Genomic DNA, 21,252 nt, shown 5'->3' with positions numbered 1-21,252 from the left:
GCGCGGGGGAGCGGGTTCCACGCCCGCCGCGGGTTCCGGCCGTGTGCGGGGTGCACGGCGGCCCGGACCCGCACACGGCCGGAGCGGAACCGAGGGGTGGAGGCCGGGGAGCGGCGCCTTCCCGGCCCGGCGCGGAGGGTGGGGCCTGTGGCGCGGGGCGCGGGCGTAGTCTTGAATTGGACTAGACCTGTAGCCGCCGTCGACGACCATGAATGGGGTCCCATGAGCAAGCGTGCAGTCCTGGAGGTGATCGCCCTCGACGTCGAGGACGCGGTCGCCGCCCAGGCCGGAGGTGCGGACCGGCTGGAGCTGGTCACCGACATGGCCGCCGACGGGCTCACCCCGTCCGTGGCGACCTTCGCCGGGATCCGCGCCGCGGTCGACGTCGACCTGCGCGTGATGCTGCGGCCGGCGGACGGCTTCGCGGCCGGGGACGTGTCCCGGCTCGTGGCCGTCGCCGGGGAGCTGCGGGCCGCCGGTGCCGAGGAGTTCGTGCTCGGGTTCCTGGACGCCGACGGCGCGGTGGACCTGGCGGCCGTCGAGCAGGTCGTGTCGGTGCTGGAGGGGTGCCGGTGGACCTTCCACCGCGCCATGGACCGCGCCGCCGACCGGAACGCCCTGCGCAGGGCGCTCGACGGGCTGCCCGGGCTGGACACCTTCCTGACGGCCGGGTCCGCCGGTGGTGTCGACGACGGGCTCCCCACCCTGCTCGCGGAGGCCGGGCTGCGGGGGGAGCCCGGGTACGGGCCGCGGATCCTGGTGGGCGGCGGACTGCGACTGGAGCACGTGCCGCGTCTGGCGGCCGCCGGGATCGACGGCTTCCACATCGGCGGCGCCGCGCGACCGGGCGGCTGGGCGGGCCCGGTCGCGGCGCGGGCCGTCGAGGAGTGGCGGCAGGTGCTGGACGCGGGCGTCCCGGTCGCCTGAGGCGTCCCGTGGCGCACCCGACGGGGCGTCCGTGCGCCCGCCGCCGGCGGTCCACCGACCCACCGTGCCCGGCGGGAGCCGGGGCGCCGGGGAGGCCGTTGCCGCGGGGTGCCGGAACGGCGCCGCAGATCAAGCCAGTTGAGGCGGAAGCGGCGCCGCGTGCGTCACGATCAGGCCGGACACCGCACGGGTGAGCGCCACGTACAGGCGGCGCAGCCCGGTCCGCTCGTCCGGCTCGCCGTCCACCACCGCCTGCGGTTCGTCGAGGACGACGTAGTCGTACTCCAGGCCCTTGGCCAGGGACGCCGGGACCAGGGTCAGCCGGGTCTGCTCGGTCGTCTCCTCGCCCGGCGCCAGACACCCGATCCCCGCCGCCGCCAGGGCCCCGGCGAGCTCCGGGACGCGGGCGTCGGCCGCGATCAGGCCGACCGAGCCTTCGTTGCGGAGCAGTTCCGCGCAGGCGGCGACCACGTCGGCGGTCTCCGCCGAGGCGCGCACGTCGAAGAAACCCGGGTTCTCACGGACCGAGGCCACCGGCGTCAGCCCCGGGGCGATGTGCGGCAGGAGGCGGGAGGCGTAGGCGATGACGTCGGTGGGGACGCGGAAACCGGCCGTCAGTTCCTCCACGACCGCGTCCGACTTGCCCAGGTGGGCCAGGGCCTCGTCCCAGCTCCGCGTCGCCCAGGGCGTGGTGCCCTGCGCCAGATCACCGAGGACGGTCGCCGAGCCGGTGGTGCAGCGGCGGCCCACCGCCCGGTACTGCATGGGGGACAGGTCCTGCGCCTCGTCGAGCACCACGTGGCCCAGGGAATGCGTGCGCCGGACCAGGTCCGACGCCTCGTCGACGAGGACGGCGTCCGCCGCCGACCACTTCGCCGACCTCACACTCCGCACCGGCCTCGCCCAGAGGATGGCCTTCTGCTCGTCCTCGTCGAGCACCCCCCGCGCGTGCTCGGCGAGGAACTCCGCGTCCGTCAGCAGGCGCAGCACGAGCTTCGCCGGGTCGACCGCCGGCCAGACGGCCTTCACCGCCGCCTTCACCGCGCTGTTGCGGGCCACCGCGTCCTGCACCCGGTCGTCCGGCGCCTCGCCCGAGCGCTCCATCTGCACCAGCACGGCGTGCGCGATGCGCTGCGGCAGGGCCTCGCGGGCGGCCCCGTAGCGGATGTCGCGGTCGAGCAACTCGCGGACGATCTCCTCCAGTTCGTAGGCCGGAACCCGCCACCGCCGCGAACCGCGCACCACGACGACCGTCTCGGCCGGCAGGGTCACGTGCGAGCGCAGCGCCCTCCTGAGCACCTCGGCCATCCGGGCGTCGCCCTTGACGAGCGCCGCGGACGCCTCGTCCGAGCCCCGCACCTCCACGTGCGCCACCAGGTCGTCGACCGTGGCCTGCTGCACGCTCAACTCGCCCAGCGCCGGCAGGACCTGCTCGATGTAGTGCAGGAAGGACCGGTTCGGCCCGATGACGAGGGTGCCGGTGCGCGCCAGCCGCTCCCGGTGGGCGTAGAGGAGGTAGGCCACCCGGTGCAGGCCGACCGCGGTCTTCCCGGTGCCCGGGCCGCCCTGCACACACACCGTGCCGCCCAGCCCCGACCGCACGATCTCGTCCTGCTCGGGCTGGATGGTGGCGACGATGTCCCGCATCGGGCCGACGCGCGGACGTTCGATCTCCTGCTGGAGCAGCCTGCTGGTGCGGGCCGCCTCCTCCGGGTCGGACAGGTGCTCGTCCTCGTACGCCGTGAGCTCGCCGCCGGTGTAGCCGAAGCGGCGGCGCAGCCCGACGTCCATCGGGTCCTTCTTCGACGCCCGGTAGAACGGCTGCGACACCGGCGCCCGCCAGTCGATCACCATCGGATCGCCCTCGGCGTCGTGCACGTGCCGGCGACCGATGTAGAAGCGCTCGCCCTCGGCTCCCTCTGCCTGCTCGGCGCCGGGCGCGTGCAGGTAGTCGAGCCGGCCGAAGAACAGCGGCGTGCCGCTGAGGTCGGCCAGGGCCTTGATCCGCTCGTCGATCTGGTGGGCGAGCGCCGCGGCGTTCACCCAGTTCGCAGTCACGTCGCTGATGTCGAGTGCCTCGACGTCCTCGCGCATCGCCCGTAGGGCGGCGCGCGAGGAGGCCAGGTGGGCGCGCTCGCGGGCGAGCGGATCGTCGGAGGTCGCGGCGGCGGGCGCGGCGGTGGGCGTGGACAAGGGGGTGCCTCCGGAAGGCCTGTCACGGGGTGACGGGGGTCGGCTTCTGGGACCGTCCGGTTTCCGACCGGGCGGCGGCGCTCCGGTGAAGGGAGGCGGGCAAGAGCGGAGATTCTAGGCGACGGGCGGACGGCGGGGCCAACGCATTTCCCGGCCCGCGGCGCCGCCGGCGGGCACGGGTCGAGCCCCCCAGGGGCGCAGGCCCGTGCGACGGGGGGAATCACCGGGGCACGAGCATCCCCCGGACCGATGCGGTCCTTATGTCCGGAACACCACCATGGAGGCATGAGCGCAGCGACGATATCCCCAGGCCCGAAACCCGTTCGTCCGACCGGCGCCACCCCGCTCGTCGGCAGCCACCGCCACCCCCTGGGCGACAGCCTCCGCGCCGTCCGCGTCTTCGCCCGCGCCGCCTTCGACGTGATCGTCCTGGGCGAGTACGGGGAGGAAGCGGTCGTGCGGCGCCGAGGGCGCCCGGAGTGACCGCGGATCCGCGCCCGCCGCCTCGTCCCTATCCGGCCAGCAGCTCGTCCGCGTCCACGATCCGGTAGGCGTACCCCTGCTCCGCCAGGAACCGCTGCCGGTGCGCCGCGAAGTCCTGGTCGATGGTGTCCCGGGCGACCACGGAGTAGAAGTGGGCCTGGTGGCCGTCGGACTTCGGACGCAGCACCCGGCCCAGGCGCTGGGCCTCCTCCTGGCGGGAGCCGAACGTGCCCGACACCTGGACGGCGACCGTGGCCTCGGGCAGGTCGATCGAGAAGTTGGCGACCTTCGACACGACCAGGACGCTGATCTCGCCCTCCCGGAACGCGTCGAAGAGCTTCTCCCGCTGCGCGTTGGAGGTCTCGCCCTTGATCACGGGCGCGCCGAGATGCTCCCCCAGCTCGTCCAGCTGGTCGATGTACTGGCCGATGACGAGGATCTGCTGGCCCGCGAACCGGCGCACGATCGCCTCGGTGACCTTCCGTTTGGTGTCCGTCGTCGCACAGTAACGGTACTTCTCCTCCACCTCGGCCGTCGCGTACGCGAGCCGCTCGGAGTCGGTCAGGTTCACCCGGACCTCGACGCAGTCGGCGGGCGCGATGTACCCCTGCGCCTCGATCTCCTTCCACGGCGCGTCGAACCGCTTCGGCCCGATCAGGGAGAAGACGTCGGACTCCCTCCCGTCCTCCCGCACCAGCGTCGCGGTCAGGCCGAGGCGGCGACGGGCCTGGAGGTCGGCGGTGAACTTGAAGACGGGCGCGGGCAGCAGGTGCACCTCGTCGTAGACGATCAGTCCCCAGTCCCGGGAGTCGAACAGCTCCAGATGCGGGTAGACGCCCTTGCGCCGCGTCGTCAGCACCTGGTACGTGGCGATGGTGACGGGCCGGATCTCCTTCTTCGTGCCGCTGTACTCGCCGATCTCGTCCTCGGTCAGCGACGTCCGCCTCACCAACTCGTGCTTCCACTGCCGCGCCGAGACCGTGTTGGTGACGAGGATCAGCGTCGTGGACTTGGCCTGCGACATCGCCCCGGCCCCGACCAGCGTCTTGCCCGCGCCGCAGGGCAGCACGACCACACCGGACCCGCCGTGCCAGAAGTTCTCCACCGCCTGCTTCTGGTACGGCCGCAGCGCCCAGCCGTCCTCGTGCAGCTCGATGGCGTGCGCCTCGCCGTCGACGTACCCGGCGAGGTCCTCCGCGGGCCAGCCCAGCTTGAGCAGGGTCTGTTTGATCTGGCCGCGCTCGGAAGGGTGCACGGCGACCGTGTCCGGGTCGATCCGCGCGCCGATGAGCGGGGCGATCCGCTTGGAGCGCAGCACCTCCTCCAGCACCGGCCGGTCGGTCGTGGTCAGCACCAGCCCGTGTGCCGGGTGCTTCAGCAGACTGAGCCGCCCGTAGCGGTCCATCGTCTCGGCGATGTCGACGAGCAGCGCGTGCGGCACGGGGTAGCGGCTGAACTGCACCAGCGCGTCCACCACCTGCTCGGCGTCGTGGCCGGCCGCCCGCGCGTTCCACAGCCCGAGGGGCGTCACCCGGTAGGTGTGGATGTGCTCGGGCGCCCGCTCCAGCTCCGCGAAGGGCGCGATGGCGCGACGGCACGCGTCGGCCTGCTCGTGGTCGACCTCCAGGAGCAGCGTCTTGTCCGACTGGACGATCAGTGGTCCATTCACGCCCGGCACACCCTTTCCACAACGGCCAAACGTCCAGTGTGCCCCAACCGTGCGCACCCGCGCCCGGCCCGGCCCGGCTCCCCCACCCGCCGCCCGGTCCCGGCGCGGCCCCGTCCGGGGGTCAGTCGTCCGCCAGCTCCGCCACGCCCGTGATCCGGTGCAGCGGGAAGGTGCGGACCTCGTCGGCCGTGTGGTCGTACGCCGTCACGAAGCCGCCCTCCACCCGCACGGGCGCGATGACGCGCTGGCTGGCGCCGCCCTCGGCGTTGACGTAGCCGACCCACACCGCCTCGGCGGTCAGCACGGCGGCCTGGAGGGTGGCGAGGGTCTCCGCGGCCGAGGTGCGCGGCAGCTCGCCCGACGCCAGCGGGGTTCCCGACGGCTTGCGCGGGGTGGTGGAGGCCAGGTCGCCCGCGCGGATCGCCCGGATCGCGGCACCGAGCAGGGCCTCGTCGGGGACGGGAGGTCCGTCCGGCACCGGCTCGGGCGGGGTGCGGGGCGGGGTGCGGTGGGCGTCGGGACGGGAGATCAGCACATCGCCCTCCGCCGACTCGGCGGCGGGCGCGAAGCCCATGGCCCGCAGCCCCTCCAGCAGGGTCGCCGGATCCGCCTGGGCGGCCAGCACCGTCGGCGCGAGGCGGCGCAGGCGCAGGCCCGCGGCCCGCTTGTCGGCGACGATCTCGTTCAGCAGGGCGTCGTCGTCGCAGCGGACGTACGCCGAGGCGGCGCCCACCCGCAGCCGGCCGTGCCGGCGGGCCACGTCGTCGATCAGGTAGGCGAGCGGCTGCGGCACCGGGGTGCGCGAGTGCGCGGTGAGGAAGTCCTGCAGCTCGGCCGCGCCGCGCCCGGCGTCCAGGGCGCGCCGCACCGAGGCCGGTGTGAACCGGTAGACCGTCGCGCCGCCCTTGGACTCCACGTCGGCGAGCATGCCGAGCACGTCGGCGAGCGGGCGCTGCAGCGGGCCCGGGGCCACGGCGGTCAGATCGGCCTGGAGGAGCACGTGGTCGAGCGGTTCCGGCAGCAGTGGGGCGAGCAGCCGTGCGGCGGCTGCCGAGGCGTCGGCCCGGTCGGCGGAGGAGAGCGGTGCCGCGGGGGCGGGCCGGCGGTGGTGGTGCACGGGCAGCTTGTCGCCCGGGCCGGACGGCTCGGCCGCCGCGGCTTCGCCGTCCGGTCGCGCCGCCGGCGCGGGCAGGCCCAGCAGCGCCCGCCCGTGGGCGGACAGCGCGCCCCGCCCGGTCACGCCGAGCAGCTCCGCCTCCATGAGCGTCGCCCGGGCGAGCCGGGTGCGCAGGTCCTCCTCGCGGCGCTGTGGGCGTTCCCAGTGCAGCCGTGCCAGCACCGACTCGGGGTGCGGGGCGGTGCCCCGCGGCAGCGCGGCGAGCAGCGTCAGGATCCGGTGCCGTACCTCCGGCGCCGCGGAGCGGTCCAGGCCGGGGCCGAGCGCCGACAGGGTGCGCTCCTTGGCGTCGCGTCCGCCGACCAGCCCCGGGGTGCGGGTCGCCGTCAGCCACGGTGTCACCAGCCGGGTCCAGCGTTCCGGCGCGGGCAGCGCCAGCCACTCGTCGTGGGCCGGGGTGGCCGCGTACCGCTCGTCGGCCTCGCCGTCGGAGGCGATCAGGCCCGCCGCGTACGCCAGTTCCACCCAGAAGGCGGCCACCGGCTCGGGCATGTCGAGGGCGACGGCGGTCCGCTTCAGGTCCCGCACGCTCAGCCCGCCGGCCCGGAGCACGGCCGGGCCGCCCCCGTCCCAGTCCTTGAGCAGTTCCTCGACGGTGGCGAGCGCCGTCAGCGCCTGGCCGGCCGCGGCGGCGTCGACACTCTCCGGACTGTGGGCCGTGCCCGTCTCCACCGCCGGCGGCAGCGGCTCCGGTGCGCGGTGCGCCCGGCCGGCGCGCAGATGCAGGGCCACCTCGCGGGGCAGGACGACCGTCCCCGGCGCGGTCGGCAGCAGCAGCCCGCGGTCCAGCAGCCAGCGCAGATGGGCCGCCGGGTCGGCGGTGACCTGCCCGTAGGGCGGGCCCCACACCAGCCGCGACAGCACCTCGCGCGCCTCCTCGGGTGCGTCGGCGAGCAGCGCCGTCATCCGTCTCCGGTCGGTGAACAGGCCGGTGAGCGCGGTGATCGCGGAGACCCCGTCGTGCGTGGTCGGCAGTCCCGCCGTCGTCACGATCTCCTGGATCCGCCCGGGCGACATGCCGGCCGCCGCCTCCGCGGCGGCCGGCCCGAGCCCGGTCGGCGACGGGTGCTGCGGGGAGGGCGCGAGCAGCTCCCGCGCGGTGCGCACCAGCCGCAGCCGGTCCTCGCCGCCCCACACCAGCGCCTGTTCGCGCAGCTGGTGCAGCGCGTGCGGGAGTGCGGCGGCCACCTCCGGATCACCGGCGTCGCCGGCCATGAGGCCCAGCAGGTCCGCGTACGAGGCCGGATCGGCGGCCACGGCCAGTGCCTGTGCCGTCTGGAGGGTGAACCGGTCCAGCCGGTCCAGGGCGCGCACGACGCTGGCCCGCGTCCCGGCGCGCGTCGCCAGCTGCGTGAGGTCGGTGGGGACGGGCGTGACGAGGTCGGGGCGGCTGCGCAGGAGCGCGGCCAGGGAGGCGTCGTCGCGCCCGCGGAGTGCTTCCGCGAGGGAGCGGGGCGGAGTGGCCGGGCTGCTCATCCGACCCACGGTAGCGGGTGGGTGCGTCGATGGAGGGTCGCGTCCGGCACGGGGCGGCGCTGGGGCGATAGCGTCCTCCCCGTGGGGATCGAGAGTGACAAGGTCGTCTACGAGTATCTGAGCCGGGTCGGTGACGTGGCGCAGCAGCGGCAGTTGCCGTCGGCCACGCGTATGCGGCTCGTGACGCGGTTGCGGGACGAGATCGACCGGCACCGGGCGAGGGCGGTCGTGGACAGTCCCGCCGCGGTGCGCCGCATCCTGGACCGCCTCGGCAGCCCGGACGACGTGGTCACGGCGGCCGCGGACGGTGGTGCGGGGCGCGCCGTCCCTCCGCAGCCGCAGCCGGCCGCCGTCCCCGTGCAGCGGGACGACGGGCGCCGGGCCGCAGCGGCGAAGGAGCCGGACGACACGAAGGGGGCCAGGGGGCCGAGGGGTCTGTGGCGCGGCGTGCCGCGTCCGCGTCCGGCCGAGCCGCCGGCTCCCGCGCCGCACTCCGACGCGCCGTCGCCGCCGCACCTGGCGGGTGCGCACGAACTCGGCGGGGCGAGCGCCGTGCAGCCCGACTGGTGGCGGGTGGAGGGCGGGCACGCGGACGAGGTGCCCGGGTTCGTCGGTGGTGTGGAGATCCCGGAGCTGCTGAAGCCGCCGCCCGGGAAGTCCCCGGAGAACACCCCGGAGAAGCCCCCGGGGGCGCCGCAGGCCGAGCCGGCGGCGGACGAGGAGGCCCCGCGGGCCGAGCCGGAGGCGGCAGGCCGACGCCGCTTCGCCGCGCTCACCGAGCGCCGCTGGAGCAACCCCCTGCTGCTGCTCGCCGCCGGGAGCCTGGTCGTGGGCGCGGTGCTGGGGAACCTGGTCGCGCTGCTGGCGGGTTGGCTGATCGCCTGGGCCTCGCGGCGGCTGAGCGACGCCGAGACCAAGTGGGCCGTCGTGATCCTGCCGGGCCTGGCGCTGACGTCGGGCGTGGTGTGGTTGTGGGGCCGCGCCGAGGGCCGTTGGGGCGAGCCGATCGCCGAGGGGCAGATGAGCGGCGCGATCGCCGAGACCTGGCCGTGGGTGGTGCGGGGCGCGGCGGTGGCGTCCGCGCTGTTCCTGGTGTGGCGCTCGCAGCGGCGGTCCCGGGCGTGAGGACCACCCGCGGCCGGATGAGGACGCCGCCCGGATCCGGGCGGCGGGGGGGTGAGGACGGCACGGCACAATGACCGCATGACGTCGCGCGCCCCGGTGGTCGGATTCGACCTCGACATGACCTTGATCGATTCGCGCCCCGGCATCCGCGCCTGCTATCTGGCCCTGTCCGAGCGGACCGGGACGTACATCGACGCCGACCTCGCGGTCACCCGCCTGGGGCCGCCGCTCACCGACGAACTGGCGCAGTGGTTCCCGGCGGAGCAGGTCGAGGCGATGGTGGGTCTGTACCGGCGGCTCTACCCGGTGAAGGCCGTCCCGCCGACGCTCGCGATGCCCGGCGCCCGCGAGGCGATCGCGGCGGTGCGGGCGGCCGGTGGGCGGGCGATCGTGGTCACCGCCAAGCACGGGCCGAGCGCGCGGCTCCACCTGGAGCACCTGGGCATCGACGCCGACGCCCTCGTCGGCGACCTGTGGGCCGAGCGGAAGGCGGAGGCGCTGCGCGAGCACGGCGCCGGCGTGTACGTCGGCGACCATGTCGGGGACGTGCGCGGGGCGCGGGCGGCGGGCGCGCTGTCGGTCGCGGTGGCGAGCGGACCGTGCACGCCCGAGGAGCTGCGGGCCGCCGGCGCGGACGTCGTCCTGGGCGGACTCGGCGATTTCCCAGGGTGGCTTTCGGCCTACCTGGACGCTTCGGAGCCCGTGCGCGCCTGACGCCGTCCGGCAGCGATCGACCGCAGTATGCCCGCTCCGGCGAGCAGGAATCCGACGGCCATGAGCATGCTCAGACCGAACATGTACGTCGGAAAAGGCGCCGTTCCGAGGAACAGAGGCGCCACTGTGACCAGTGTGGCCACGGCGCCGATGAAGAAGACGATCGCACCGGCACGGATCAGCCGATCGCCGGGTGCCGTGGAATTCGGTTGGGTTTTGTCACGCACCGGACCAGGGTAGTTCCCTGCCCGAAGGAACAACCGGGCGACGTCTTGTCACCCGCCCGAAGACCATTAGCCTGTGTACCGGCGGGTCGTGGTCGACCCGCCTGGGTTGTTATTGAGCAGTTTTCCGACGAGTACGAGGACGAGGACGGACGTGCCTACCGGCAAGGTCAAGTGGTTCAACAGTGAGAAGGGCTTCGGCTTTCTCTCCCGCGACGACGGCGGCGACGTCTTCGTGCATTCCTCGGTCCTCCCCGCCGGAGTCGAGACGCTCAAGCCGGGACAGCGGGTGGAGTTCGGTGTCGTGGCCGGGCAGCGCGGGGACCAGGCGCTGTCGGTCGTGCTGCTCGACCCGACGCCGTCGGTGGCCGCCGCTCAGCGCAAGAAGCCGGACGAGCTGGCCTCCATCGTGCAGGATCTGACGACCCTGCTGGAGAACGTCACGCAGACGCTGGAGCGGGGCCGCTACCCGGAGAAGGCCGCCGGGAAGAAGGTCGCCGGCCTGCTCCGCGCGGTCGCCGACCAACTGGACGTCTGATCGGGGCCCCGGCATTCAGGGGAAATCGAGCGCCTCCGGGCCGAGGGGCGGCAGCAGTCCCTCGGCCGCCGCACGGGTCAGCAGCCCGCGCACGGCGGCATAGCCCATCTCGCCGAGCTCGGCCGTGAACTCGTTGACGTACAGCCCGATGTGCTGGTCGGCGACGGCCGGGTCCATCTCCTGGGCGTGTTCCATGACGTACGGTCGGGACGCCTCGGGGTCGTCCCAGGCCGCCCGCACGGAGGCGCGGATCGCGTCGGCGAGACGCTTCAGCGTTCCCTCGCCGAGCGACCGCCGGGCGATGATCGCGCCCAGCGGGATGGGCAGCCCGGTGGTCCCCTCCCAGTGCTCGCCCATGTCCGCGAGCTTGTGCAGGCCGTAGTTCCGGTAGGTGAAGCGCGCCTCGTGGATCACGAGCCCCGCGTCGACCTTCCCGTCCCGCACGGCCGGCATGATCTCGTGGAACGGCATCACGACGATCTCGCCGACCCCGTCGGGCACGACGTCGGCCGCCCACAGCCGGAACAGCAGGTAGGCCGTCGACCTCTCGCCGGGCACCGCGACCGTCCGGCCGGTGAGGTCGAGCCCCGCCTCCCGGGTCAGCACCAGCGGCCCGCAGCCCCGGCCCAGCGCGCCCCCGCACGGCAGCAGCACGTACGCGTCGAGGACGTACGGCAGGACGGCGTACGACACCTTCAGTACGTCGGACTCGCCGCGCTCGGCCATGCCGTTGGTGACGTCGATGTCCGCGAACGTCACGTCCAGCGCGGGCGCGCCCGGGACGCGGCCGTGGGCGAGGGCGTCGAAGACGAAGGTGTCGTTGGGGCAGGGGGAGTACGCGATCCGCAGGGACGGCGCGGGCTCACTGGTCATGCTGGTTCCACCTCTCACCAGGCTCGGAGGACGGGCGCGAGCTTCTCGAAGGCCTCGGTCAGGGTGGCGAGGGCCTCCCCGACGCGCCAGGCGGCGCGGTCCCGCGGGCCCACCGCGTTGGACACCGAGCGGATCTCCAGGACGGGCACGTGCTGGGCGACCGCCGCCTCGGCCACGCCGAAGCCCTCCATGCCCTCGGCGAGGGCGTCCGGGTGCCGGTCGCGCAGGCCGGCGGCACGGGCGGCGGTTCCGGTCACCGTGGAGACGGTGAGGACGGTCCCGGGGCGGGCGCCGGTCGCCCGGACGGCCTCCCGCACCAGCGAGCGCGGCGGCAGATGCGTCACCCGGCCGAACCCCAGTTCGGTGACGGGCACGAAGCCGTCGCCGGTCTCGGCACCGAGGTCCGCCGCGGTGATCGCGCGGGAGACGACGAGCGAACCGACGGGTGCCTCCGGCTGGAACCCGCCGCCGATCCCGGCGCACACGACGAGGCGGTAGGGGCTGCCGTCGAGGGCGGCGGCGGTGAGCGCGGCGGCGGTGGAGGCGGCGGCCCGGGCCGGGCCGACGCCGGCGGCGACCAGGTCGCACACTCCGTCGGTCCGCACCAGGCCCACGCCGGGTCGGTCCAGCCGCTCCACCGGCCCCGGGAACGCGCGCGCCACCGCGTCCCGCTCGGCGGGAACGGCGGTGGCGACGAGGACACGCATCGGGCAGACCCCGGTCAGTAGGCCTTCTTCAGCTTGAACGTCCAGATTCCCTTGGCCTCCTTCTCACCCTCACGAATGGAGATCGTGTTGGTCTCGCCCTGGGTGCCGTACTGCATGTTGAAGAACACGCTGCCCGGGATGGAGCGGTAGGTGTTGTTGCTGTAGTCGGCGAACTGCTGGCCGTTGACGAGGATCGTCCAGCCGTTGTCCGCGATGTCGGGGTCGACGCCCACGCGGATCGCCTGGTCCTGGCCCAGTTCGATCGACTTCACGTCGTTCTTCTGCGTCGCGCAGTCCGCGAGCGTCTTGGCGTCCAGCGGATCGCCGTCGTTGTAGCAGACGGCCTCGGAGCTGACCGAGCTCCGGCCGATGGTGATCGTGGCGATCGGTGTCGGCTTGTCGCAGGCGGACAGCAGGAGCAGTCCGGCGGAAGCGGCGCCGGCAACGGCGACGGCGCGGCGGCGTCGCACGACGGAATGCAGCATGGTCATGGCCGAAGGCTATCGGGCAGGCGGCACGGACCCACCACGCGGGGGGCGGCGTGCCCGGTTCGTTACGCCACTCGCGGTCGCGTCGCCCCTCCGTGGCGTGCCGAGGACAGCAGTCCGCGCACGGTCGTCACCCAGCCGATGCCCACGATCGCGGCGCCCACCGACAGCCCCAGGGGGCCGTTCAGCGGCATCACGATGCCGACCGCGCCGCCGAACACCCACGCCATCTGCAGCAGCGTCTCCGACCGCGCGAATGCCGATGTGCGCACCTGCTCCGGCACGTCCCGCTGGATCAGCGCGTCCAGCGACAGCTTCGCCAGTGCCTGCGCGAACCCGGCGACCGCCGCGAGACACGCCACCAGGAGCGCCCCGAACAACACCGCGGCCGTGATCGCCGCGGCCAGCACCACGGCCACCACCGTCACGATGATGATCTCCGGTGCACGCGACCGGAACCACGCGCCCACCGCCGTGCCCAGCGCGTTGCCGGCACCCGCGGCCACCGCGACCATGCCCAGCGACACCGCCGCGCTCTGCCCGGTCAAGGGGTGCTCGCGCAGCAGGAACGCCAGGAAGAAGATCAGGAAGCCGGTCAGGCAGCGGATCGAGGCGTTCGCCGCGAGTGCGTGGGTGACGGCCGGGCCGACCGTCCGGAGGCCGGGCCGTTTCACCGGCTGCCGGTGGGGCCCGTGCAGGTGGCCCTCGTCCGCGGCGAGCAGCGCGGTGTCCTCGCCCTTGGCGGAGTCGACCTTCGGCGGCAGCGAGAAGGACAGGAACATCCCGACGATGAAGAGCACGAACGCGCCGTACAGCGGCCAGCGCGGCCCGATCGCCTGGAGCCCGGCCCCGATGGGCGCCGCCACACCGGTGGCGAGCAGCCCGCCCAGCGTGACCCGCGAGTTGGCCTTCACCAGGGAGATCTTCGGCGGCAGCAACCGGGGCACGACGGCGCTCCTGACCACCCCGTACGCCTTCGACGCCACGAGCACGCCGAGTGCCGCCGGGTACAGCTCCAGGCTGCCGGAGACGACCGCGCCCGACAGCACCAGCGCCAGCAGCGCCCGCGCCAGCATCGCGCCGGCCATCGCGGCGCGGCGGCCGTGCGGCAGGCGGTCCAGCAGCGGGCCGATCACCGGAGCGAGCACGGTGAACGGCGCCATGGTGATCGCCAGGTACAGCGCGACCCGGCCGCGGGCCTCGTCGGTCGGCACGGAGAAGAACACCGTCGAGGCGAGCGCGACCGTGATCATGACGTCGCCGGCGCCGTTCACGCCGTGCAGTTCGATCAGCTTGCCCAGCCCCGACTCGCCGGCGCCGTGCGCGTGGGTGGCCCTGCGGATGCCGCGTGCGGTTCCGGTCACCGGGAAGTGCAGGGCGCGCCCGATCGAGCGGACGGCCCCCCGGAATCGGCTCGACCCGCCGCCTCGGCTGCTCCCCTTGCTGCCCTTGGCGCCACCGATGCCGGTGGCTCCTCGGGGGGACTTCGCGGTTGCCACCTCGTCATAGTGCCCCGAGAGGGGCGTCGATAGTGCCCTCGGCGCACGTATGGGCCCGCAGTTTCCGACGTCGATGTAGGCCCAGCGCCGGTGAACAGGTAGCGTGCGTATCTCGGCCATCCCGCAGAATGGATGGTGAGGTGCGCCCGAGCGCGAGCGTGCGCAGACGTCGAAGCGGTCCAGCGGTCCGCTCCGTCGGCCCGCCGCCGGAGGCACCCGCACCCGGAAGACGGCGTACTGGAGAGAAGCGATACCTGTGAGCGCAGCGAGCACGCGAAGCCGCACCCCCGACCGCCTCTGCGCCGAGGCCGTCGACCTCGCCCGCTCCGCGGCCGAGGAGGCGGCCGCACCCGGCGTCGTCGGCGAGCACGCGGGCCTGGTCTCCGAGGGCGACCGCGTGGTCACGCACTTCTTCGAGTGCAAGGAGCTCGGGTACCGGGGCTGGCGCTGGGCGGTCACGGTGGCCCGCGCCTCCCGCGCCAAGATCGTCACCCTGGACGAGGTCGTCCTGCTGCCCGGCCCGGACGCGGTCCTGGCGCCCGAGTGGGTGCCGTGGAGCGAGCGGCTGCGCCCCGGCGACATGGGCCCCGGCGATCTGCTGCCGACCGACGCGGAGGACCTGAGGCTGGAGCCGGGGTTCGCCGGCGGGGAGGAGCCGGCGCCGACGTCGGCCGTCTCCGAGGACATGGCGGAACTGGCCGAGGCCGAGGACGCCGAGGTCACCCAGGGACCGCCCGCGCACCTCACCATGGTGCCCGCCCGCGGTTCGATCGCGGCGGTCGCGGAGGAACTGGGCATGCGTCGCGCCCGGGTGCTGTCCCGGTACGGCCTGCACGTCGCCGCGGACCGCTGGGAGGAGGCCTACGGGCCGAAGACCCCGATGGCGCAGGCGGCTCCCGCGTCCTGTGTCAGCTGCGGTTTCCTGAACCCGATCGGCGGATCCCTGGGACAGGCGTTCGGGGTGTGCGCGAACGAGTTCTCCCCGGCCGACGGCCGGGTGGTCTCCCTCGCCTACGGCTGCGGCGGCCACTCCGAGGCCGCGGTCATGCCGAAGCCGCCGCAGCCGGCCGCGCCGGTGATCGACGAGACGAAGGTCGACCCCTTCCCGCTCCGCCCGGCCGCGGACTCCGGTTCGGTGCCGGCCGTCGCGGACGAGGAGTCGGCGGAGCTGGGCCACTCCTGAAGCCGCGGGGGCGCGGGAGCGCCGCCCCACGCCGGGGCGGAGCTCCCGGAGGGCGGGGAGGGGCGCGGTACCTTCGTGCTCACCTCTGACGGAGTGGAGTGAACGTGAGCAAGTTCGTGCGGCCCGCCGCCGAGGGCGCGGATCCCTTCGGCACGGCGCGTCTGCGGCGGGGCGTACTGGATGCCTGGGCCACCAGCCCCGCCCGGTTCCGGGAGGACGCCAACGCCGAGGAGGAGCTGGTCCTCGGCGGCTACCGGGACCGGCTCGTCGTCGAGCTCGCGCAGAACGCCGCCGACGCCGCCGCCCGCGCCGGCGTGCCCGGCCGCTTCCGTCTCACCCTCCGCGACGGCGTCCTGGCCGCCGCGAACACCGGGGCCCCGCTGGACGCCGCGGGCGTCGAGTCGCTGGCCACCCTGCGCGCGTCCGCGAAGCGGGACTCCACCCAGCAGGCGGTCGGCCGCTTCGGCGTCGGTTTCGCAGCGGTCCTGTCGGTCACCGACGAGCCCGCGGTCCTCGGCCGCCACGGTGGTGTGCGCTGGTCGCTGGCCGAGGCCCGCGACCTGGCCGGCGAGACCGCCCGGCACAGCCCGGGCCTGGGCGACGAGATCCGCCGCCGCGACGGTCACGTGCCGCTGCTGCGTCTGCCGTTCGCCGCCGAGGGCACCGCCCCCGACCCCTACGACACCGTCGTCGTCCTCCCGCTGCGCGACGCGGCCGCCGCCGACCTCGCCGAGCGCCTCCTGGGCGCCGTCGACGACGCCCTCCTGCTCGCCCTGCCCGGCCTCGACGAGGTCGTCGTCGACATGGGCGGCGAGGTCCGCACCCTGAGCCGCCGCGCCGAGGGCGCCCTGACCGTCCTGGAGGACTCCCGGGACGGCACCACCGGCTGGCGCACCGCCTCCGCGCACGGCCCGCTCACGCCCGACCTGCTGGCCGGACGGCCGGTGGAGGAACGCCTGCGCCCGCACTGGTCGCTGACCTGGGCCGTGCCCGTCGACGCGGACGGCGGCCCGGCCCGGCCCCGCACCAGCCCCGTCGTGCACGCCCCGACCCCCAGCGACGAGCCGCTCGGTGTACCAGCGCTGCTCATCGCCTCCTTCCCGCTGGACTCCACCCGCCGGCACGCCGCGGCCGGCCCGCTGACCGACTTCCTGGTGCAGCGCGCCGCCGACGCCTACGCCGACCTCCTCGCCGACTGGCGGCCGGTGACCGCCGGTGCCCTCGACCTCGTCCCCGGCGCCCTGGGCCGGGGCGAGCTGGACGGGGCGCTGCGGCAGGCGATCCTCGACCGTCTCCCGCGCACGTCCTTCCTGCCGCCCGCCGCCGAGCCGGCCGGGGACCGCGAGGACCACGCGGACCTGCCCGAGTCGTTGCGGCCCCGGGACGCGGAGGTCGTGGAGGGCGCGGGCGCCGAGACCGTGCGGGTCCTCGCCGAGGTGCTGCCCACCCTGCTGCCCGCCGGGCTCGAACGCCGGGTCGAACTGCGCACCCTGGGTGTGGCGCGCGTGCCGCTCACCGACGCCGTCGACCGGCTGGCCGGGCTGGAGAAGGAACCGGCCTGGTGGCGGCGGCTCTACGACAGCCTCGCCGGGGTCGACCCGGACCGGCTGTCCGGGCTGCCGGTGCCGCTCGCCGGGGGGCCCGCGCAGGAGTTCGGCACCGGACAGGCCCGCACCACCATCGGGCCCCGTCAGGTGCTGCTGCCCACCCCGGACGACGCCGGGACCGACCCGGGTGTCCTCGCCCGGCTGGGACTGAAGGTCGCCCATCCGGACGCCGTCCACCCGCTGCTGGAGAAGCTCGGCGCGCTGCCCGCCACGCCGCGCGCGGTGCTGACCACGCCGCAGGTGCGGGCCGCGGTCGCGGCGTCCCTCGACGACGACACCGGCGCCTGGGACGAGGACACCCCCGACGCCGAGGAACTCGCCGAGACCGTCCTCGCCCTGGCGCGCGACGCGGGCCTGGAGCCCGGCGACGAGCCCTGGCTGGGTGCGCTCGCCCTGCCCGACGAGGACGGCGAACTGGCCCCGGCGGGCGAGCTGGTCCTGCCCGGCAGCGCGTTCCACCGGGTGATGCGCGAGGGCGAACTCGCCTGCGTGGACGCCGAGCTGGCCGACCGCTGGGGCGAGCAGCCGCTCGCCGCCTGCGGGGTGCTGGCGGGCTTCGCGCTGGTCCGCGCCACCGACGTCGTCCTCGACCCGGACGAACTGGAGCCGCGCGAGGGCGACTTCGCCGAGACCGACGACGCGGGACTGCTCGACGCGGTCGACGTGTGGTGCGAGGACATCCTCGACCGCTTCCCCGACAGCCCCGTGCCTCCGGTCGCGACCGAGCTGATCGCCGTGCGCGACCTGGACCTCGTCGACGACGACCACTGGCCGCGGGCGCTCACGCTGCTGTCGCAGCCGCCCCTGCGGGACGCCGTGGTGCAGCCCGTGCGGATCCTGCTGCCCGACGGCACGCACGAGGTCGTACGGTCCTACACCGCCTGGTGGCTGCGCGGGCACCCGGTCCTCGACGGCCGCCGCCCCGCTGGCCTGCTGGCGGCCGGCGGCGACCCGCTGCTGCGCGGCCTGTACGAAGAGGCGGACGCCACCGGCTTCGCCGACGAGCAGGTGCTGCGGGCGCTGGGCGTACGGACATCGGTGGCGGCCCTGCTGGACGAGCCGGGCGGCGCCGCCGAGCTGCTGGAGCGCCTCGCCGACCCGGAGCGGACGGTGACGGCCGCCCAGCTGCACGGTCTGTACGGTGCCCTGGCCGAGCTGGACCCCGAGCAGGTGACCCTGCCGGACGACGTGCGGGCCGTCGTCGACGGCGAGGTACGGGTGGTGGACGCGGCCGACGCGGTGGTCGTGGACTCGCCGGACCTGCTGCCGTTCACCGAGGGTGTGCCGCTGCTTCCGGTCCGCCCGTCCCGGGCCGCGGAGCTGGCCGACCTGTTCCAGGTGCGCCGGCTGAGCGAGTCCGTCACCGGCGAGGTCACGTCCGCGGGCACCGAGCACGACGTACCCGAGTCGGTGCGCGTGCTGCTCGGCCCGCGCACCCCGGACACCTACGTCGAGCACGAGGAGCTCGTCGTCGACGGCGTCGGGATCGACTGGCGGCTCACCGACGACGGCGTCCTGCACGCGGCCACCCTGGAGGGCGTCGCCGCCGGTCTCGCCTGGGCGGCCGGCCAGTGGCCGCGCCGCTTCGAGGTGGCGGCCCTGCTGGAGGACCCCTCACGCACCCGGGAACTGGCCCGCGACCGCTGGTTCGACTGACCGGCGGGCGGCGGTCTCGGGGGCGCGGGGAACGGCGCGCTCGGCTACGACGGCGGGTCGGCGGGCGGCGGTCTCGGGGGCGCGGGGAACGGCGCGCTCGGCCACGACGGCGGGTCGGCGGGCGGCGGTCTCGGGGGCGCGGGGAACGGCGCGCTCGGCTACGACGGCGGGTCGGCCGATGCCACACCCCGCCCCCAGCGGCAGCGCTCACGTGGGGAACCGCCGCCCCACCCACCGCCACAGGTACTCCAGCGCGACCGCCCCGGCCACGGCGATGCCCACCGCCGTCCACGGCATCTCCACCCCGACCAGCTTCAGCGCGAAGAAGTGCTGCAGCCACGGCACGACGAGGACGAGCAGGAACGCGCCGCCCATCGCGGCCACCAGCGCCACCCGCCACCAGGTGTAGGGGCGGGCGATGATCGCCAGCACCCACATCGAGATCAGGAACAGGGTCAGCGTGGCCGCGCTGGTCTCGGCGTCCAGGGAGCCCGTGCCGGTGTAGTGATGGCGGGCGATCAGGTAGGTGACGAACGTGGCGGTCCCGGCGATGGCGCCGCCCGGGATCGCGTACCGCATCACCCGCCGTACGAAGTGGGGCCGGGCCCGTTCCTTGTTGGGGGCGAGGGCGAGGAAGAAGGCGGGCACGCCGATGGTGAGGGTGGACAGCAGGGTCAGGTGCCGGGGCAGGAACGGATATTCGACCTGCCAGCACACCACCAGCAGCGCCAGCAGCACCGAGTACGCCGTCTTCACCAGGAACAGCGTGGCCACGCGGGTGATGTTGCCGATGACCCGCCGGCCCTCGCCGACCACCGACGGCAGCGTGGCGAAGCTGTTGTCGAGGAGCACGATCTGCGCGACGGCCCGGGTCGCCTCCGAGCCGGCCCCCATGGCGACACCGATGTCGGCGTCCTTCAGGGCGAGGACGTCGTTGACGCCGTCGCCGGTCATGGCGACGGTGTGCCCGCGTGACTGGAGCGCGCCGACCATGTCCCGCTTCTGCTGCGGGGTGACCCGCCCGAAGACGGTGGCGTCGTCGAGTTCGCGGGCCATGTCCTCGCGGTCGTCGGGCAGCCGGCGTGCGTCCACGGCCGTTCCGGTCAGACCGACCTTGGCGGCGACGGCGGAGACGGAGACGGCGTTGTCGCCGGAGATGACCTTGGCGTGGACGTTCTGCTCGGCGAAGTAGCGCAGGGTGTCGGCGGCGTCGGGGCGCAGCCGCTGCTCCAGGACGATCAGGGCGGCGGGGCGGGCGCCGCGGGCCGCCTCGGGATCGTCCAGGTCGCGGGCCGCCCGGGCCAGGAGGAGGACGCGCAGGCCCTGCCGGTTGAGCTGCTCGGTGTCGGCGAGGGCGGGGTCGTCGGCGGGCAGCAGCACGTCGGGCGCGCCGAGCAGCCAAGTGCTGGACTCGCCGTCGCCCTCGCTGAAGGAGGCGCCGCTGTATTTGCGGGCGGAGGAGAAGGGCAGGGACTCGGTGCAGCGCCACTCGTCGCTGTCCGGGTAGGCGTCGATGATCGCCTGGAGGGAGGCGTTCGGGCGGGGGTCGGACTCGCCGAGCGCGCCGAGGGCCTTGCGCACGTGGGCCTCGTCGCCGTCCTTGAGCAGGCGCAGCTCGGTGACGTCCATGCCGCCCTCGGTGAGGGTGCCGGTCTTGTCGAGGCAGACGGTGTCGACGCGGGCGAGTCCTTCGATGGCGGGCAGTTCCTGCACCAGGCACTGCCGGCGGCCCAGCCGTATGACGCCTATCGCGAAGGCGACGGAGGTGAGGAGGACCAGCCCTTCCGGGACCATGGGGATGATGCCGCCGACCGTGCGGGCGACGGAGTTCTTCAGACCGTGCTCCTTGACGACGAGCTGGCTGATGACGAGGCCGATCGCGGTCGGCACCATCATCCAGGTGACGTACTTGAGGATGGTCGAGATGCCGGTGCGCAGCTCGGAGTGGACGAGCGTGAACCGGGACGCCTCCTCGGCGAGCTGGGCGGCGTAGGCCTCGCGGCCGACCTTGGTGGCCTGGAACGCGCCGCCGCCCGCGACGACGAAGCTGCCGGACATCACGGGGTCGCCGGGGTGTTTGACGACCGGGTCGGCCTCGCCGGTGAGCAGCGACTCGTCGATCTCCAGCCCGTCGGCCTCCACACAGGCGCCGTCGACCACGACCTTGTCGCCGGGACCGATCTCGATCAGATCGCCGAGCACGATCTCGGAGGTGGCGACGGCGACGGCGACCCCCTCGCGGCGCACGGTGGGGCGGACCTCGCCGATCACGGCGAGGGAGTCGAGGGTCTGCTTGGCACGCCACTCCTGGACGATGCCGATGCCCGTGTTCGCGATGATCACGAAGCCGAACAGGCTGTCCTGGATGGGCGCGACGACCAGCATGATCAGCCACAGCACGCCGATGATGGCGTTGAACCGGGTGAAGACGTTCGCCCGGACGATCTCGGCGAGCGACCGGCTGCTGCGCACCGGGACGTCGTTGACCTCGCCGCGTGCCACCCGTTCGGCGACCTGTGCGGCCGTCAGACCGCCTGACGGCACCGACGGGACCGGGAGGGGGTGCCCGGCGTCCAGGTCCGCGCCCGCGTCGATGTGCGTCATGCATTCGACGGTACGTGCGGATGTGCGGCTTCACCCGCCGAGTACGCGCAGAATCCGACTTGGGGAGGACGGGGAGTGCTGCGTCGGTAGGAGGCGCGTGCCGGCCGGT

Annotated in this window: 16 protein-coding genes; 7 read left to right on the top strand and 9 right to left on the bottom strand. The window is 74.6% G+C overall.

Translation table 11 applies throughout. The features are described from left to right. Positions 1-222: 222 nt before the first annotated feature. Positions 223-927 (top strand): copper homeostasis protein CutC, encoded by a 705-nt coding sequence (locus tag JS756_RS13080; protein WP_205383240.1) that lies wholly within the window; start codon positions 223-225, stop codon positions 925-927. 129 nt (positions 928-1,056) lie between these two features. Here JS756_RS13080 and JS756_RS13075 read toward each other — a convergent pair whose 3' ends face one another. After that, positions 1,057-3,120, bottom strand: a complete 2,064-nt coding sequence (locus JS756_RS13075; protein ID WP_205383239.1) for a HelD family protein — start codon at positions 3,118-3,120, stop codon at positions 1,057-1,059. Positions 3,121-3,405: 285 nt separating this feature from the next. Here JS756_RS13075 and JS756_RS13070 point away from each other — a divergent pair, with 285 nt between their 5' ends. Continuing rightward, positions 3,406-3,603: a hypothetical protein gene (locus JS756_RS13070; RefSeq protein WP_205383238.1), complete on the top strand. Its 198-nt coding sequence runs from the start codon at positions 3,406-3,408 to the stop codon at positions 3,601-3,603. Positions 3,604-3,631: 28 nt separating this feature from the next. Here JS756_RS13070 and JS756_RS13065 read toward each other — a convergent pair whose 3' ends face one another. Together JS756_RS13065 and JS756_RS13060 are read right to left on the bottom strand one after the other, a co-directional pair. After that, on the bottom strand, positions 3,632-5,272 hold the full coding sequence (locus JS756_RS13065; protein ID WP_205383237.1) for a DNA repair helicase XPB: 1,641 nt from the start codon (positions 5,270-5,272) through the stop codon (positions 3,632-3,634). 121 nt (positions 5,273-5,393) lie between these two features. After that, positions 5,394-7,925 carry a helicase C-terminal domain-containing protein gene (locus JS756_RS13060; protein WP_205383236.1) on the bottom strand — a complete coding sequence of 844 codons (2,532 nt, stop codon included), beginning with the start codon at positions 7,923-7,925 and terminating at the stop codon, positions 5,394-5,396. Between the two features lie 81 nt (positions 7,926-8,006). Here JS756_RS13060 and JS756_RS13055 point away from each other — a divergent pair, with 81 nt between their 5' ends. Further along, on the top strand, positions 8,007-9,050 hold the full coding sequence (locus JS756_RS13055) for a hypothetical protein (protein WP_205383235.1): 1,044 nt from the start codon (positions 8,007-8,009) through the stop codon (positions 9,048-9,050). A 78-nt stretch (positions 9,051-9,128) separates the two neighbouring features. Continuing rightward, a complete protein-coding gene (locus JS756_RS13050; RefSeq protein WP_205383234.1) occupies positions 9,129-9,764 on the top strand; it encodes an HAD family hydrolase in 636 nt (211 codons plus the stop codon). Here JS756_RS13050 and JS756_RS36735 read toward each other — a convergent pair. Next, the gene (locus tag JS756_RS36735; protein WP_307790570.1) at positions 9,731-9,991 is read right to left on the bottom strand and encodes a hypothetical protein; all 261 of its coding nucleotides are present in this window, start codon (positions 9,989-9,991) and stop codon (positions 9,731-9,733) included. The two genes, JS756_RS13050 and JS756_RS36735, sit on opposite strands and share 34 nt — an antisense overlap. A gap of 151 nt (positions 9,992-10,142) precedes the next feature. On the opposite strand from JS756_RS36735, the gene JS756_RS37555 reads away from it, so the two are divergent. After that, a complete protein-coding gene (locus JS756_RS37555; protein ID WP_205383233.1) occupies positions 10,143-10,526 on the top strand; it encodes a cold-shock protein in 384 nt (127 codons plus the stop codon). 15 nt (positions 10,527-10,541) lie between these two features. Here the strand turns inward: JS756_RS37555 and JS756_RS13040 are convergent, their stop codons facing one another. From JS756_RS13040 to JS756_RS13025, 4 genes are all read right to left on the bottom strand, one after another. Further along, positions 10,542-11,399: a 1,4-dihydroxy-6-naphtoate synthase gene (locus JS756_RS13040; protein ID WP_205383232.1), complete on the bottom strand. Its 858-nt coding sequence runs from the start codon at positions 11,397-11,399 to the stop codon at positions 10,542-10,544. 14 nt (positions 11,400-11,413) lie between these two features. Then, a complete protein-coding gene (locus tag JS756_RS13035; protein WP_205383231.1) occupies positions 11,414-12,106 on the bottom strand; it encodes a futalosine hydrolase in 693 nt (230 codons plus the stop codon). A 14-nt stretch (positions 12,107-12,120) separates the two neighbouring features. Then, entirely contained in the window at positions 12,121-12,597 is a 477-nt protein-coding gene (locus JS756_RS13030; protein WP_205383230.1) for a DUF2771 domain-containing protein, read from the bottom strand. Between the two features lie 62 nt (positions 12,598-12,659). After that, entirely contained in the window at positions 12,660-14,093 is a 1,434-nt protein-coding gene (locus JS756_RS13025) for an MFS transporter (protein WP_205383229.1), read from the bottom strand. Positions 14,094-14,349: 256 nt separating this feature from the next. Between JS756_RS13025 and JS756_RS13020 the strand changes: the two genes are divergently transcribed. Continuing rightward, positions 14,350-15,276 carry a DUF3027 domain-containing protein gene (locus JS756_RS13020; RefSeq protein ID WP_205383228.1) on the top strand — a complete coding sequence of 309 codons (927 nt, stop codon included), beginning with the start codon at positions 14,350-14,352 and terminating at the stop codon, positions 15,274-15,276. A gap of 104 nt (positions 15,277-15,380) precedes the next feature. Next, positions 15,381-18,539, top strand: a complete 3,159-nt coding sequence (locus JS756_RS13015; protein ID WP_205383227.1) for a sacsin N-terminal ATP-binding-like domain-containing protein — start codon at positions 15,381-15,383, stop codon at positions 18,537-18,539. Between the two features lie 207 nt (positions 18,540-18,746). Here the strand turns inward: JS756_RS13015 and JS756_RS13010 are convergent, their stop codons facing one another. After that, a complete protein-coding gene (locus JS756_RS13010; protein ID WP_205383226.1) occupies positions 18,747-21,143 on the bottom strand; it encodes a cation-translocating P-type ATPase in 2,397 nt (798 codons plus the stop codon). Between the last annotated feature and the right edge of the window lie 109 nt (positions 21,144-21,252).

This window comes from Streptomyces actuosus, from assembly GCF_016921115.1.
GTDB classification, from domain to species: domain Bacteria; phylum Actinomycetota; class Actinomycetes; order Streptomycetales; family Streptomycetaceae; genus Streptomyces; species Streptomyces actuosus_A.
This window is presented reverse-complemented; position numbering and strand designations above follow the sequence as displayed.

What these genes read in the sequence shown, in the direction of transcription:
- JS756_RS13040 (WP_205383232.1), bottom strand. Translation starts at nt 11,399, where the DNA reads ATGACCAGTGAGCCCGCGCCGTCCCTGCGGATCGCGTACTCCCCCTGC.
- JS756_RS13035 (WP_205383231.1), bottom strand. Translation starts at nt 12,106, where the DNA reads ATGCGTGTCCTCGTCGCCACCGCCGTTCCCGCCGAGCGGGACGCGGTG.
- JS756_RS13050 (WP_205383234.1), top strand. Translation starts at nt 9,129, where the DNA reads ATGACGTCGCGCGCCCCGGTGGTCGGATTCGACCTCGACATGACCTTG.
- JS756_RS13030 (WP_205383230.1), bottom strand. Translation starts at nt 12,597, where the DNA reads ATGACCATGCTGCATTCCGTCGTGCGACGCCGCCGCGCCGTCGCCGTT.
- JS756_RS13080 (WP_205383240.1), top strand. Translation starts at nt 223, where the DNA reads ATGAGCAAGCGTGCAGTCCTGGAGGTGATCGCCCTCGACGTCGAGGAC.
- JS756_RS13070 (WP_205383238.1), top strand. Translation starts at nt 3,406, where the DNA reads ATGAGCGCAGCGACGATATCCCCAGGCCCGAAACCCGTTCGTCCGACC.
- JS756_RS13010 (WP_205383226.1), bottom strand. Translation starts at nt 21,143, where the DNA reads ATGACGCACATCGACGCGGGCGCGGACCTGGACGCCGGGCACCCCCTC.
- JS756_RS13060 (WP_205383236.1), bottom strand. Translation starts at nt 7,925, where the DNA reads ATGAGCAGCCCGGCCACTCCGCCCCGCTCCCTCGCGGAAGCACTCCGC.